6 protein-coding genes are annotated in these 14,861 nt (G+C 65.6%); all 6 read left to right on the forward strand.

The window, feature by feature from the left end; translation table 11 throughout:
• Positions 1–208: 208 nt before the first annotated feature.
• The 6 genes from ACCQ12_RS14250 to ACCQ12_RS14275 all read left to right on the forward strand — a co-directional run bounded on the left by ACCQ12_RS14250 (position 209) and on the right by ACCQ12_RS14275 (position 14,510).
• The gene (locus ACCQ12_RS14250) at positions 209–2,887 is read left to right on the forward strand and encodes a TonB-dependent receptor (protein WP_372382015.1); all 2,679 of its coding nucleotides are present in this window, start codon (positions 209–211) and stop codon (positions 2,885–2,887) included.
• 206 nt (positions 2,888–3,093) lie between these two features.
• Positions 3,094–4,779, forward strand: coding sequence for an alpha-L-fucosidase (locus ACCQ12_RS14255; protein WP_372382016.1), 1,686 nt, complete (start codon positions 3,094–3,096; stop codon positions 4,777–4,779).
• Between the two features lie 3 nt (positions 4,780–4,782).
• Positions 4,783–5,850 carry a glycosyl hydrolase family 18 protein gene (locus ACCQ12_RS14260; protein WP_372382017.1) on the forward strand — a complete coding sequence of 356 codons (1,068 nt, stop codon included), beginning with the start codon at positions 4,783–4,785 and terminating at the stop codon, positions 5,848–5,850.
• 262 nt (positions 5,851–6,112) lie between these two features.
• Positions 6,113–8,548 (forward strand): family 20 glycosylhydrolase, encoded by a 2,436-nt coding sequence (locus tag ACCQ12_RS14265; RefSeq protein WP_372383623.1) that lies wholly within the window; start codon positions 6,113–6,115, stop codon positions 8,546–8,548.
• A gap of 21 nt (positions 8,549–8,569) precedes the next feature.
• Positions 8,570–11,272, forward strand: coding sequence for a beta-mannosidase (locus tag ACCQ12_RS14270; RefSeq protein WP_372382018.1), 2,703 nt, complete (start codon positions 8,570–8,572; stop codon positions 11,270–11,272).
• A gap of 577 nt (positions 11,273–11,849) precedes the next feature.
• Positions 11,850–14,510 (forward strand): glycoside hydrolase family 3 C-terminal domain-containing protein, encoded by a 2,661-nt coding sequence (locus ACCQ12_RS14275; protein WP_372382019.1) that lies wholly within the window; start codon positions 11,850–11,852, stop codon positions 14,508–14,510.
• Positions 14,511–14,861: the final 351 nt, after the last annotated feature.

Below are 14,861 nucleotides of genomic sequence, written 5' to 3' on the forward strand. Positions count from 1 at the left end.
GCCGGGCTCGCCGATATCGCGTTCGCTCCACCGCTTCACCACACGGGGGACACCTCCTCTACCACGCGAATCGACACCGCCCGCTGCCGTTGCCGAGCACGGAGTTGCGATCACCGCGATCGGTCAGGGCGTGTTGTTTTGCCGGCCACGCCGAGCGCGATGCCTTTCCACGGTGCGCGCTCACAGCACTAACCAACGAGGTTTAGCCATGCACAGCCGCACCACGACGTTAGCACTCTGTATCACCGCCGCTCTGTACTGCTCCGGCTCTGCAATGGCTGCCGGACAAGAACAACAGGCGCCTGCGGGCGCATCCTCGGCCACCACCGAGCTGGACACCATCACCGTCACCGGCTATCGCGCATCGCTGGAAAAGAGCCAGGCGGTCAAGCGCTCGGCCAACTCCATCGTCGATGCCATCAGCGCCGAAGACATTGGCAAGTTCCCGGACATCAATGCGGCCGAATCGCTGTCGCACCTGCCAGGCATCAGCGTCGACCGCCAGTTCGGCGAAGGCGAAAAGGTCAGCATCAACGGCACCGACCCGGCGTTGAACCGCGTGCTGCTCAACGGCCAGACCATCGCGTCCGGTGACTGGGGCGGTAACCCGACCGACACCAGCGGCCGTACCTTCAACTACACCCTGCTGTCGCCGGAAATCATCGGCCTGATGGAGGTCTACAAGACCCCCGAGGCGCGTATCGACGAAGGCTCGATCGGCGGTACCGTGATCGTGCATACCCGCAAGCCGCTGGAGCTGCCCAAGAACACCATCCGCGGCTCGATCGGCTACAACTACAACGATCGCTCGGAAGAAGGCAATCCGCGCGGTTCGGCGCTGTGGAGCTGGAAGAACGACGACGAGACCTTCGGCGCGTTGATCTCCGCCACACACGACAAGCAGGACCTGGCGCGCGCCGGTATCGAATACTTCGGCTACACCACCGGTGCCGGCATTCCGCCGACCGCAACCATCACTGGCGACGGCAGCGATGTGGCTACCGCACGTGTGCCCGCCGGCATCAGCAGCGCGTTCTTCCAGCAGACCCGTGAGCGCAGTGGCCTGCAGGGCGCGTTGCAGTGGAAACCCGACGAGCAGAACGAGTTCAACCTGACCGGTCTATACATCAAGGGCAAGTACAACAATTTCAGCCAGGCGCGTTATGTGTGCCCGGCCTGTAACGACGACCGCCAGAAGATCACCCAGGCAAACGTACAGAACGGCGTGGTAACCTCGGCCACCGTCAGCGACGGTGCCGCCGGTCAGCCGTATGCGCAGCTGGATGCCAACTACCGCGAAAGCACCGTCACCACCAAGAGCCTGAACCTGCGTCACGACTGGTCCGGCGAAAAGTGGGTGTTCACCACCCAGGCCGGTTACACCGAAGCGACCGGCGGCAAGAACCCCGAGTACCTGATGAAGTTCCTGATGCAGGACGGCGGGTACAACTACGCGTTCGACGGCCGCAACACCTCGGTCAACTACGACAACGGCGGCGCCTCCAACTGGGCATTGCCGGGCAACCCTGCAGGTCTTGCGCCGGGCCAGGAAGGCAATATCCCGGGCACCAACACCGGCATCATGCAGGCCGGCGGTATCGCTTACCAGAAGAGCAAGGACGATGAGAAGTACTTCCAGTGGGACGCTTCGCGCGATCTGGAATGGGGCCCGTTCACCAAGCTGCAGTTCGGCTACAAGTACATCAACCACAACAACGGTGTGGACGCGCGCGGCAACCGCATCAACACCACCGACCCGGTATCGTTGACGCAGTTCAATCCGGGCACCACGCCGAGCAGCCTGTACGACGGCCTGGGCGCCAGCGGCGACCTGACCACCTGGCCGACCGCCAACCTGGGTGCCGTGCGCAGCTACCTGCTGTCGCAGCCGCAGGGCGCATACCGCACCGACTTCGGCGCCTCGTTCGACGTCAAGGAAATCACCCAGAACGTCTATACGCAGTTGAACTTCGAGTCGGGCCAGTGGCGCGGTAACGTCGGCGTGCGTCTGGTGGACACCACCGACAAGTCGCAGTTCTGGCAGAGCAACGACGGCGGCACCAGCTTCCAGCGCGTTGCCGAGACCAACGACTACCGCAAGGCGCTGCCGAGCTTCAACATCGCCTACGACATCACCGACGACACCGTGCTGCGCTTCTCGGCGGCCAAGGTCATCGCACGTCCGCGTTACGCCGACCTGGCCGGTACATTCACCGTCAACAGCGGCAACGGCAACCTGACTGCCAACGGCGGCAACCCGGATCTAAATCCGTACGAATCCACCAACTACGATCTGGCGGCCGAGTGGTACTTCGCACCCTCCAGCATGTTGTCCGGTGAAGTGTTCTATCGCGACATCAGCTCCTACATCGTCAACACCACGGTCACCCAGCAGCTGAATCCGGCACCGCCGGCCATCGCTGGCCTGTACCAGGTGACCACGCCGGTGAACGTGTCCGATGCCAAGGTCAAGGGCGTGGCGGTCAACTACCAGCAGACCTTCGGTCTGGGCTTCGGCTTGCAGGCCAACTACACGTTCGCCGAGTCCGACTCCAGCTCCGGTCTGAACCTGCCGTACCTGTCGCGCGATACCTACAACGTGATCCCGTACTGGGAACACGGCGACTGGACCGTGCGTGTGAACTACAGCTACCGCTCCAAGTACTTCACCCAGATCGGCCGCCTGGAATCGCGTGACTTTGCCGATGCCTACAAGCAGCTGGATCTGAATGCCTCGTACCAGATCACCGATTACATGGGCATCACCTTCGGAGCGACCAACCTGCTGGATTCCACCTACCGGGTCTTCAGCAACACGCGTGATACCCCCACGGCGTTCTACAAGAACGGCCGCGGCTATCAAGCCCAGCTCAACTTCAAGTTCTGATGTAGCACCGGCGCGCCACCGACCCTCCACGGTGGCGCGCTTTTTTTGAGCTGTGCGTTGCATGCAGCGCACAGCGCGATGTTGTAACAAGGAGTGGTACTGGCCACGCCCCTTCGCGGTTGAGGGAGCATGGCCAGGCCCGCTTTTGCCATCCACGCACGGTTGCAACATGGCCGACGCGTTTCGCTTACAGGAGTGCAGTTCCCATGACGACCGATAGCCGCGTGTTTGCGGCTCCATCCCGCCGCCACGCCGGAGCTGCACCCAGGAGTCTAGCGCTCGCGCTCGGTCTGCTGCTCGCGTTGCCCGCCGTGCATGCGAGTGTCGCGCAATCGCCCACCGCGTCGACCGCCACCACGCTCAGCCCTGAGGTGATCGACCAGCAGTGGCTTGATGCCACTGCCAAGTACGCGCCCGAACGCGAACGCCTGGTGCACGAAGCCGAGGCCGGCGCACGCAGGGGACCGTTCCGCCCCGACTGGGCCGCGCTGAAGGCGTATCAATCGCCGTCGTGGTACGACAATGCCAAGTTCGGCATCTTCATCCATTGGGGTGTGTTCTCGGTGCCGGCGTTCGGCAGCGAGTGGTATTCGCGCAACATGTATCTGCAAGGCTCCAAGGAATTTGCCCATCACGTGGCCACCTACGGCCCGCAGGCCAGCAGCGGCTACAAGGATCTGATCCCCAAGTTCACCGCGCCCAAGTTCGACCCCAATGGCTGGGCCAAGTTGTTCCGTGAGTCCGGCGCACGCTATGTGGTGCCGGTGGCCGAGCACCATGACGGCTTTGCGCTGTACGACTCCAAGCTGTCCGACTGGACCGCGATGAAAATGGGGCCCAAGCGCGACCTGCTGGGCGAGTTGTCCAAGGCGATTCGCGCGCAGGGGCTGCACTTCGGCTTGTCCTCGCACCGCGCCGAACACAACTGGTTCTTCGATGGCGGGCGCAAGTTCGACTCAGACGTCAACGACCCACGCTATGCCGCGCTGTACGGCCCGGCGCAGGTACGCTTGCCGGGCAAGGACGACGCCGACGTGGCCAACGACTGGACGCCGGTCTCGCAGGCCTGGCTGGACGACTGGCTGGCGCGTACCACCGAGTTGATCGACACCTATCAACCGGACCTGATCTATTTCGATTGGTGGATTGCCCATCCCACCTTCCGCCGCAGCCTGCCGACGATGCTGGCGTATTACTACAACCAGGGCGCGGCGCGTACCGAGGCCGACCGCGGAGTGGTGGTGAACTACAAGCTGGGCGCCTTCCCGGAAGGTGCCGGCACGCTGGATATCGAGCGCGGCCAGCTCACCGGCATCCATCCCACGCATTGGCAGACCGACACCTCGGTGAGTAACGCCTCGTGGGGCTATATCGAAAACGACACCTACAAGTCGCCCACCTTCATCATCCACATGCTGGCCGATGTGGTGGCCAAGAACGGCAACCTGATGCTCAACATCGGCCCGCGTGCGGATGGCTCGATACCCGACACCGAGCGCGGCATCCTGCTGGCGATCGGTCGTTGGCTCAAGACCAATGGCGGCGCGATCTACGACAGCACGCCGTGGCGCGTGTATGGTGAAGGCCCCACCGAAGTGGTGGGCGGCACCTTCCAGGACGTCAAGACCAAGCCGTACACGGCTGAAGATTTCCGCTTCACCACCCGCGATGGCGCGTTGTATGCGATCGAGCTCGGCTGGCCGAGCAATGGCGAAGCGGTGATCCGCTCGCTCAACGCCGCCGATGGCGTGCGCGCAGTGACCTTGCTGGCCAACGGCAAGAAGATCCCGTTCGAACAGCGCGCCGATGGCCTGCACCTGCGGCTTCCGGTCAAGCCGGTCGGCGAGAGCGCGTATGTGTTCCGCATCGACCTCTCTTCCCCCACTCCCTGACGGATGTTGTCTTTCATGAGCAAGCGATTGACCTGGATGTTCCTTGCGCTGGCACTGGCCTGCGCCCCGGCCCTGGCCAAGAATCCCACGGCGTTGTTCTATCTGATGAACACGCAGAAATCGACCAACTCGTTCATTGCCAATGTCGACAAGATCGATGTGGTGGTGCCCACCTGGTACGGCGTTGACCAGAACGGCCTGGTCAACGGCACGCCCAATATGTACCTGTACGACATCGCCAAGCAGCACAAGTTGCGGGTGATGCCGATCCTGTCGATGACCACCGGCCGCGACGGCTTTCACAAGCTGATGCACGACGAAGCCGCCAAGAAGCGCATGATCGAATCGCTGCTGATCCACGCCAAGCAGCACAAGTACTACGGCTTCCAGTTCGATTTCGAAAACATCGCCTGGACCGATCGCGATGCCTACACCTTGATGGTGAAGCAGACCGCAGACGCGCTGCACAAGGCCGGTTTCAAGATGTCGGTGGCGGTGGTGCCCAATGCACCGGGCCATGCCGAAGGTGGCCAGTTCTCCAAGTGGATGTGGGAATACTGGCGCGGTGCCTACGACCTCAAGGCGCTGGGCCAGGCTGCGGATCTGGTCAGCATCATGACCTACGACCAGCACACCCGCTGGACCACGCCCGGCCCGGTCGATGGCATGGTGTGGATGAAGAAGCACCTGGATTACGCCATCACCCAGGTGCCGAAGGAAAAGCTGTCGCTGGGTATCGCCACCTACGGCTACCGCTGGTACACCGGCAACCCGGTGAAGGAAGACGGCACCGAAGCGTCGAACATCGCAGCCGCGTATATCGATGCCGACGAATCCTTCCCGCTGGCGATCGAACAGAACGCCACCGTGCAGTGGGATCCAGTCGAACAGGAGTCGTGGTTCTATTTCTATCGCGACGACATGCGCGAGTGGGTGTTCCGCCCGGACGCACGCAGCTTCAAGGCCCGTTACGAGCTGACCAAGCAGTACGGCCTGGAAGGTTTCAGCTGCTGGGTGCTGGGCGCCGAAGACCCCAAGGTGTGGGACGAGCTGCCGACTGCGCAGCGTTGATCATCGACTGCAGGCGGGCGCGCGGCGATGAAGCGTGCGCCAGTCCCTGCGTGATCCGTGGCGGCCTTGCTACTGTGCAGGGCTGCCGCGCTTCGATGTCTTCGGCAGGATCGAGCAAGGCTGTCGATGCGATATGGTGTCGTTCCACTTGGCTGCGCGCATGCAACAGTGCGGCCATACGCTCTCCGTCATCCCGGGATGTGATTGCATGATGTCCAACCTCAGCCGTACGCCGCGCATGCTGTTGTCGAAGGCGCTGTTGATGGACAGGCGAGCAGCGTACCTGCCGTCACTCACGACATTACCGTTGCGGTTGCTTGCGTTGTCGCTGGCCGTACTGGCGCTGGCCGGATGCGGCAAGCGCGAGGCAGGCACGGCGCCGGCGGTGGCAAGCGCGGGCGCTGCGGTGGCGCCGGCGTCCGCCACGGCACCGTTGCCGCTGATTCCCGCACCGGTGGAGGCCAAACGCAGTGCCGGCAGTTTTACCGTCGGCACCGGCACGGTGATTTCGATCCCCGCTGGCGATGCCGACACGCGGCGCAGTGCCGAGCATCTTGCCGGCCTGCTCAAGCGTACGCGTGGGCTCGCACTGGAAGTGCGTGCAGAAGCAACGCCCTCGCCCGCCAGCATCCGTCTGCAACGCAACGCGCAGGCCGCGGTGACACACCCGGAAGGCTATCGCCTGGACGTGGATGCCAACGGCATCCGTATCGACGCGCGCGACGGTGCCGGACTGTTCCATGGCGCCATCAGCGCCTGGCAGTTGATGACCCCGGATGCGCGCAAGGGCGCGGTGGCCGTGCCCGCGGTCGCCATCCGCGACTGGCCACGTTTCGGTTGGCGTGGCCAGCATCTGGACGTGGCCCGTCACTTCCACGATGTGGACACGGTCAAGCATGTGCTCGATGCGATGGCCGTGCACAAGCTCAACGTCCTGCACTGGCATCTGACCGACGACCAGGGTTGGCGCATCGAGATCAAGCGGTACCCCAAGCTCACCGAGGTCGGTGCCTGGCGCACGCCGCCGGGTGCCGGCCGGCACGGCACGCCGGAGCGCTCCGGTGGCTTCTACACGCAGGAACAGATCAGCGAAATCGTCGCGTATGCCGCACGCCTGCATATCACCGTGCTGCCCGAGCTGGACATGCCCGGCCATGCGCAGGCAGCCGTTGCCGCCTATCCGGAAGAAGTGGGCGTGCCCGGTGTGCGCACCCAGGTGGGCGTGGACTGGGGCGTCAACCCGTATCTGTTCAACACCAGCGAACGCAGCCTGACCTTCATCACCAATGTGCTGGACGAAGTGTTGACATTGTTCCCCTCGACCTACATCCACATCGGCGGCGATGAGGCGGTGAAGGATCAGTGGGAAGCCTCGCCTGCGGTGCGCGCGCAGATGCGCAAGCTCGGGGTCAAGGACGCCCACGCAATGCAAGGCTGGTTCAACGAGCAGCTGGCCGCCTACCTCACCCGGCACGGCCGGCGCATGATCGGCTGGGATGAAATTCTGGAAGGCGGCGTGCCGACGAGTGCGTCGGTGATGTCGTGGCGCGGCGTCGAAGGTGCGGTGACCGCGGCCAGGCAAGGCCACGATGTGGTGCTGGCACCGGGCGACTGGCTGTATCTGGACAATTTGCAGACCACGCGCAGCGACGAACCGAACGGTCGCCTGACGGTGCTGCCGTTGTCCAAGGTCTACGCGTTCGACCCGGTGCCGGCCGATCTCACCGCCGACCAGGCCAGGCACGTGCTGGGCGCGCAGAGCGCGTTGTGGTCCGAATACATCCCCTCGCGCTGGCATGTGGATCACGCGTTGTTTCCGCGTCTGTCCGCGGTAGCAGAGATGACCTGGTCGCCGGTGGCAGCGCGCGACTGGAACAACTTTCTGGCGCGCCTGCCGGCACAGCTGCAGCGCTACAAGGCGCTGGGCATCGACTACAGCGACGGTGCCTTCGCCGCGGAGATCGCCCTGGAAAACGGCCCCAACCCGGTGCTGGCCGGCGGCCCGGCCAAGGTGGCGCTGAGCACGCAGACCGGCGCCGGCGTGCTCCACTACACCGTAGACGGCAGCGACCCGACGCCTGCATCGCCGCGCTACCAGGCACCCTTCGCGATTCAATTGCCCACCACGGTCAAGGCCACTGCGTTCACCGCCGATGGCATGCCGCTGGCGGCGACGCGCAGCCGTAGCTTCGATCGCACCTCACTGTTGCGCGTGGACACGCAGGGACTGCGCCATTGCGTCGCGCAGGGCGTACTCGGCCTGCGCCTGCCGCTGCTGCCGGAGATGACCGGCGCCGACACGCCGGTCTACAACGTCGACCTGTTCCATGCCTGCCGCATGTATCCGCAGGCACGCCTGGATGGCGTCGGCGCCATCCGCATCGACGCCGCACGCCTGCCCAACAACTTTGGTCTGGCGCACGAGCAATCCAAGGTGGTGCAGTACCCGGCCAACACCCGCGGCGGTGAACTGGAAGTACGCCAGGGCTGCGAGGGCGAGCTGATCGCCAGCGTGCAACTGCCGCGCAGCGACACCGTGGGCGAGCAATTCACCCTGGAAGCGCCACTGCCTGCACGCACCGGCGTCCACGATCTCTGCCTGCGCTTCACCGCGCCCATTCGCGGCCCGTTGTATGCCATCGGCGCCGTTCAATTGATTGAAACCACCGCGCAGGCGCCCCCCGCCGCCACGCGCTGATCCATCCAAGGAGATCCACCCATGCCCCTGTCGCACCGCACTGCCCCCGCCTCGTCCATGCTGACGCCCGCCCGGCTCGGGCTTGCCCTGGCCTTCGCGATCTCACAGGCCTGGGCGGCACCGCCCACGGCCGTGACCCTGGACAGCGGCTGGCAGGTGCGCCTGGTGCCGGGGCAGGAACAGGCCAAGACCTACCCCAAGGCCGCCAGCTGGATGCCGGCGCAGGTACCGGGCGTGGTGCAGACCGATCTGATCACCGCCAAGGTGGTGCCCGACCCGTTCCTGCGCGACAACGAAGGCAAGATCCAGTGGGCGGGCTTAAGCGATTGGCAGTACCAGACCCGCTTCATTGTGGATGCGGCGATGCTCAAGCGCGAGCATGTGGAACTGGTGTTCGACGGCCTGGACACGCTGGCCGAGGTCACCCTCAATGGCAAGAAGCTGCTCAGTGCCGACAACATGTTCCGGCAGTGGCGCGTGGACGCAAAGCCGCTGCTCAAGCGCGGCGACAACGTGCTGGAAATCAAGTTCCTTTCGCCGATCAAGAAGATCCAGCCATGGTTGGCCAAGCAGCCGTATGCGCTGCCGGGCGCCTACGATTCGGCGTTCGGCGATGAGCCCGATGGCCGCCATAGTTCGACCTATGTGCGCAAGGCGCCGTACAGCTACGGCTGGGACTGGGGCCCGCGCATGGTCAATGCCGGCATCTGGAAGGACGTGCGCGTGGAAGCGTGGGATGCGGTGCGCGTGGACGGGCTGCATATCGCCCAGCAACGCGTGGACGCCGACGCTGCGCAACTGCAGGCGCAACTGGAACTGCAGGCCGGCCGCAGCGGCCCGGTGCAGGTGACGCTGGATGTGCTGGGCCCGGATGGGCAAAAAGTCGGCCAGTTCACCCAGGACGCGGTGGTCGACCCGGGCCAGAACCGCATCGATCTGTCGGTGCGCATCGCCAAGCCCAAGCGCTGGTTCCCGGCCGGCTACGGCGCGCAGGACCGCTACACCTTTGTCGCCAACGTGCGCGACGCCGATGGCGACAGCCAACAGATCAAACGCGTGACCGGCCTGCGCTCGGTGGAGCTGCGCCGCGAGAAGGACAAGTGGGGCAAGAGCATGGAGATCGTGATCAACGGCATCCCGATCTTCGCCAAGGGCGCCAACCTGATCCCGCTGGACGCCTTCCCCTCGCGCGTCACCGCCGAGCGCATGCGCAGCACCCTGCAGGACGCGCGCGATGCCAACATGAACATGCTGCGCATGTGGGGCGGCGGGCATTACCAGGACGATCACTTCTACGAGGTGGCCGACGAGCTGGGCATCATGATCTGGCAGGACTTCATGTTCGGCGGCGCGGTGCCGCCGTATGACGTGGAGTTCCGCGAGAACACGCGGCAGGAGGCGATCGAACAGGTCAAGCGGCTGCGCGACCACCCCAGCGTGGTGCTGTGGTGCGGCAACAATGAAGTACAGACCGGTTGGGAAAACTGGGGTGACCGGGTCAAGTTCAAGCAATCGCTGGACCCGGAAGAACGCGCCCGGGTGGAACGCGGCATGACGACCTTGTTCGGCACGGTGTTCCGCGAAGTGGTGGCCACCTACGACAGCGATGTGCCGTACTGGGCGACCTCGCCGGGCACCAACTTCGATGGCGCTGCCGACCAGACCAATGATGGCGACATGCATTACTGGAAGGTGTGGGGCGGCCCTGCCCTGCCGGTCACCGAATACCTCAACGTCACCCCGCGTTTCATGTCCGAGTACGGACTGCAGTCGTTCCCGGACATGCGTACCGTGCGCGTGTTCGCCGATGCGGCCGACATGGACCCGGAATCGCCGGTGATGCGCGCGCACCAGAAGTTCGACAAGGGCAATGGCAACAAGCGGCTGATGCTGTACATCCGCCGCGAGTTTGGCGAGCCCAAGGATTTCGAGAGCTTCGTCTACCTGAGCCAGTTGATGCAGGCCGAAGGCATCAACCTGGCCGCCTCGCATCTGCGCGCCTCGCGCCCGCAGTCGATGGGCTCGCTGTACTGGCAGCTCAACGACGTGTGGCCGGGCGCGTCGTGGTCCAGCGTGGATTACTACGGCCGCTGGAAGGCGCTGCAGTACCACGCGCGCCGCTTCTACGCGCCGGAAATGATCGCCGCGCTGCGCAACGACAAGGGCCAGACCAAGGTCTCGCTGGTGTCCGACCGCACCACGGCCCTGGATGCGCGCTGGCGCATGCGGGTGATGGGCATGGACGGCAAGGTGCTGAGCAAGCGCGAGCAAAAGGCCACCCTCAAGCCGCTGAGCAGCCTGCAGGTAGGCGACTTCAGCGATGCGCAACTGCTGGGCAAGGCCGACCCCAAACGCAGCTATGCGGTGTTCGAGCTGCTGGAAGGCGACACGCTGCTCTCGCGCGAAGTGGTGTTTTTCGCCCCAGCCAAGCAGCTGGCCTTGCCGACTGCGAAGATCGACAGCCAATGGCGCGCCGATGGCGATGGCTACGCGCTGACCCTGACCAGCGACACGCTGGCGCGCGAGGTGTGGCTGTCGTTCGGCGATCTGGACGTGACCGTGGCCGACAACGCGTTCGACCTGCTGCCGGGCGAGCCGCTGACGCTGCACGTGGCCAGCAAGCTGCCGATGGCGCAGGTGCAGGCTGCGTTGCAGGTACGCGACCTGGCATCGACGCTGGCCGGTGCGCCGCCGGAGCCACCGGAGGCAGCGGCGGCGAAATGAGGGATGGGATGGCCCTCATCTTGAGGAACGGAATGGCCCTCATCCGCCCTTCGGGCACCTTCTCCCGCCAGGCGGGAGAAGGAGACGATGACCTGCCAGGCGAGAGGAGGAGGCGACGTCCTGCCATGCGTGCGCTCGGATGCGTGCCTTGCTCCTCGCTTGCGTGCCATCGGATGCCTGCCTTTCTCCTCGCTCGCGTGCCCTCGGATGCCTGCCTTGCTCCTCGCTCGCGTGCCCTCGTCTCGCGCTGGATGTCCTTCTCCCGCTGGCGGGAGAAAAGGAAGCGATGTTCTGCCATGCGTGCGCTCGGATGCATGCCTTGCGCCTCACTTGCGTGCCATCGGATGCCTGCCTTCCTCCTCGCTCGCGTGCCTCGTCTCGCGCTGGATGTCCTTCTCCCGCTGGCGGGAGAAGGTGCCCCGCAGGGGCGGATGAGGGCGCACCGCGCCGCCAGCAACAGCCACCCACCCAACGGCGCGCATGACACCGCCGCGCCGCATCCCCACCCTGCCGCAGCCCCTTGCGGCACTCACAGAACAACGCCCGGCGGATCTCACCGCTGCGCAGGAGTAGATCGATGTCATCCGTGTTTGTCTCGCGTCTTGCCATGGCACTGAGCCTGAGCCTTGGCCTGCCCTGTCTCGCACTCGCCACGCCCGCCGACCGCGGCAGCACGCCCGAACAGCGCGCCGCCGCGCTGGTGGCGCAGATGAGCCGCGACGAAAAGGTCGCCCAGGCCATGAACGATGCACCGGCGATTCCACGCCTGGGCATCCCCGCCTACGAATGGTGGAGCGAAGGCCTGCACGGCATCGCCCGCAATGGCTATGCCACGGTGTTTCCGCAGGCCATTGGCCTGGCGGCGAGCTGGAACACCACACTGATGCAGCAGGTGGGCACTGTGGTCTCCACCGAGGCGCGCGCCAAGTTCAACCAGGCCGGCGGCCCCGGCAAGGACCACCCGCGCTACGCCGGGCTGACCATCTGGTCGCCCAACATCAACATCTTCCGCGACCCGCGCTGGGGCCGTGGCATGGAAACCTACGGCGAGGATCCTTTCCTCACCGGGCAACTGGCGGTCGGTTTCATCCGCGGTTTGCAGGGCGATGATCTCGACCACCCGCGCACGATCGCCACGCCCAAGCACATCGCCGTGCACAGCGGCCCGGAGCCGGGGCGGCATGGGTTCGATGTGGATGTCTCGCCGCGCGATGTGGAGGCGACTTACACGCCGGCCTTCCGCGCGGCGCTGGTCGAGGGCCAGGCCGGCTCGGTGATGTGTGCGTACAACTCGCTGCACGGCACCCCGGCGTGCGCGGCCGACTGGTTGCTCAACGGCCGCGTGCGTGGCGATTGGGGCTTCAAGGGCTTTGTGGTCTCCGACTGCGATGCGGTGGACGACATGACCCAGTTCCATTACTTCCGCCCCGACAATGCCGGCTCGTCCGCCGCAGCGCTCAAGGCCGGGCACGATCTCAACTGCGGGCATGCCTATCGCGACCTCGGGACCGCCATCGAACGCGGCGAAGTGGACGAGGCGCTGCTGGATCAATCGCTGGTGCGCCTGTTTTCCGCACGCTATCGGCTGGGCGAACTGGAAGCCCCGCGCAAGGATCCGTATGCGCGGCTGGGTGCCAAGGACATCGACAGCCGCGCCAACCGTGCGTTGGCCTTGCAGGCGGCTGCCGAATCGATCGTGCTGCTCAAAAACGCCAATGCCACGCTGCCGCTGAACGCCGGCACGCGGCTGGCGGTGGTCGGCCCAAATGCCGATGCACTGGCCGCACTGGAGGCCAACTACCAGGGCACCTCCGCTGCGCCGGTGACGCCATTGCTCGGCCTGCGCGAGCGCTTCGGCATCCAGCAGGTGAGCTACGCGCAAGGCGCGCCGTTGGCTGCCGGCGTGCCGGGCATGATTCCGGAGACCGCACTGCGCAGCGACGGCAAACCGGGGCTGCGTGGCGAATATTTCGACAACGTGGACATGAGCGGCGCGGCACGCGTGGTGCGGCAGGACCGCGTGGTGAGCTTCAACTGGGACCAGGTCGCCCCGGCCAAGGGCGTACCGGCGGATCGTTACGCCGTGCGCTGGAGCGGCGAACTGCTGCCGCCCGGTGCCGGCGACTACACCCTGGCGGTGCGCGTGGCGCGCTGCTTCGATTGCAGCGGCCACGACCCGGTGCGGCTGTACATCGACGACAAGCTGGTGGTTGCCGGCAATGCCGAAGACAAGCACGTGCCGGCCGGCATGCACAACGCCGACGGCCGCAGCGTGGAAACCGTGCTGCATTTCGACGATACCCGCCCGCGCAAGATCCGCCTGGAAATGGAACACCGCGGCCAGGACCAGGGCGTGCGCCTGGAATGGCTGGCTCCTGCCGCGGCGCAACTGGCCGAAGCGGAGCAGGCCGTGGCACAGGCCGACGCGGTGGTGGCGTTTGTCGGACTGTCGCCGGATGTGGAAGGCGAAGAGTTGCGCATCGATGTGCCCGGCTTCGACGGCGGCGACCGCAACGACATCGCCCTGCCCGCCCCGCAGCAAGCCCTGCTTGAACGCGCAAAGGCCTCCGGCAAGCCGCTGGTGGTGGTGTTGATGAGCGGCAGCGCCGTGGCGGTGAACTGGGCCAAGACCCACGCCGATGCGATCGTGGCCGCGTGGTACCCGGGCCAGTCCGGCGGCACCGCGATTGCCCGTGCGCTGGCCGGTGACGACAACCCCGGCGGGCGCCTGCCAGTGACGTTCTACCGCTCCACCAAGGACCTGCCGGCGTACGTCAGCTACGACATGAAGGGCCGCACCTATCGCTACTTCAAGGGCGAGCCGCTGTTTCCGTTCGGCTACGGGCTGAGCTACACCAGCTTTGCGTATGCGCCGCCGCGCCTGTCCACCACCACGCTGCAGGCCGGCAGCACGCTGCAGGTGACCACCACCGTGCGCAATACCGGCACGCGCGCTGGCGATGAAGTGGCACAGGTGTATCTGCAATACCCGGACCGCCCACAGTCGCCGCTGCGCAGCCTGGTCGGCTTCCAACGCGTGCACCTCAAACCGGGCGAACAGCGCGAACTCAGCTTCACGCTGGATGCGCGTGCGCTGAGCGACGTGGACCGCGCCGGACAACGCGCGGTGGAAGCCGGCAACTACACGCTGTTTGTCGGCGGCGGGCAGCCGGGCACCGGCGTAGCCGGCGATGCGGCGGCGTTCTCGATCTCGGGGCGTTCGCCGTTGCCGAAGTAGGCGCCGCATCGAGCGGACGCACGCGGTCGCCGGCCATGCCGGCGCAGGTGGACAACAGGTGCGCGGACGTCGGTGAAGTGTCGACGGCGCACCACGCCTGCTGGAGGCAGCGACGTGCATGCCTACGCCCCCCTGTCGGCGCGTTGATCGGCACTGACGATGCCCGCTGCAAGGCGGCCGGAGCGAGTGCCGATGTGCGGGCTGCAGCCCGGAGGCCGTGGCGCCCGGCGGGCGTTCTCGAAGACGGGTCGCGGCCTGCGTGCAGGTGGGCAGCCGCGGACCAGCCCGCCACTCCGCCATCGAAACGGTCCGCATACGGCGACGAATTGTGCGGACGCACTATGCACATTC

Origin of the sequence: Xanthomonas sp. NCPPB 1068 (genome assembly GCF_041479385.2) — a bacterium.
In the GTDB taxonomy this organism is placed as follows: domain Bacteria; phylum Pseudomonadota; class Gammaproteobacteria; order Xanthomonadales; family Xanthomonadaceae; genus Xanthomonas; species Xanthomonas cannabis.

Excerpts from the sequence above, each read along its gene's own strand:
- ACCQ12_RS14250 (WP_372382015.1), top strand. The coding sequence starts at position 209 with ATGCACAGCCGCACCACGACGTTAGCACTCTGTATCACCGCCGCTCTG.
- ACCQ12_RS14255 (WP_372382016.1), top strand. The coding sequence starts at position 3,094 with ATGACGACCGATAGCCGCGTGTTTGCGGCTCCATCCCGCCGCCACGCC.
- ACCQ12_RS14260 (WP_372382017.1), top strand. The coding sequence starts at position 4,783 with ATGTTGTCTTTCATGAGCAAGCGATTGACCTGGATGTTCCTTGCGCTG.
- ACCQ12_RS14265 (WP_372383623.1), top strand. The coding sequence starts at position 6,113 with ATGGACAGGCGAGCAGCGTACCTGCCGTCACTCACGACATTACCGTTG.
- ACCQ12_RS14270 (WP_372382018.1), top strand. The coding sequence starts at position 8,570 with ATGCCCCTGTCGCACCGCACTGCCCCCGCCTCGTCCATGCTGACGCCC.
- ACCQ12_RS14275 (WP_372382019.1), top strand. The coding sequence starts at position 11,850 with ATGTCATCCGTGTTTGTCTCGCGTCTTGCCATGGCACTGAGCCTGAGC.